The sequence below is a fragment of the Streptomyces sp. S6 genome (assembly GCF_054880855.1).
Genome location: NZ_JBTYMC010000729.1, coordinates 1 through 653, shown reverse-complemented (window position 1 = coordinate 653; position 653 = coordinate 1). Strand labels below are relative to the sequence as shown.

1 pseudogene is annotated in these 653 nt (G+C 76.9%); it reads left to right on the top strand.

From position 1 onward, the window contains the following. Window positions 1-653: pseudogene (locus ACVNF4_RS36735) on the top strand (ATP-grasp domain-containing protein); the annotation flags it as partial.

The window sequence follows — 653 nt, the reverse complement described above, 5'->3', positions numbered from 1 at the left end:
AGGCGGCGCAGGCCGCGTGGCGGCTCGGGCTGCCGGTCGTCGCGAAGTGGAGCCGGCCGTGGCTGCTGCCCGGCGGCAGCGGGCTGCGCAGCACGGTCGTCCTCAGCTCCACCCAGGAGGCGCGCGAGCTGTACCTCCGTACGGAGGAAGCCGGTTGCCGGCTGTTGCTGCAAGAGTTCCTGGCGCCGGGCGCGGGGCTCGACTGGTTCTTCCACGGGTACGCGGGCCGCGCGGGCACGGTCCTCGCGGGCGGGCCCGGCCGCAAGCTGCTGTCGTGGCCGCGCGGGGCGGGGCTGACGGCGGTCGGCGAGTGGGTGCCGAACGCGACGGTGACGTCTCTCGCCGAGCGGCTGACGGCCGACCTCGGCTACCGGGGCATCCTCGACCTCGACTTCCGGCGCTGCGCGGCGACCGGCGCCTACCACCTGCTCGACTTCAACCCCCGCCCCGGCGCGCAGTTCCGGCTCTTCTCGGACGCCTCGGGCCTCGACGTCGTCCGCGCGCAGCACCTGGACCTGACCCACCGTCCGCCGGCCGCGGGCGTACCCCGGCCCGGCCGCGCCTTCGTCGTCGAGAACTACGCTCCCCTCGCCGCGCTGCGCCCGGCCCCCCACGGCCGCGAGCTCGCCTGGCACGCCGTCGACGACCCCGGG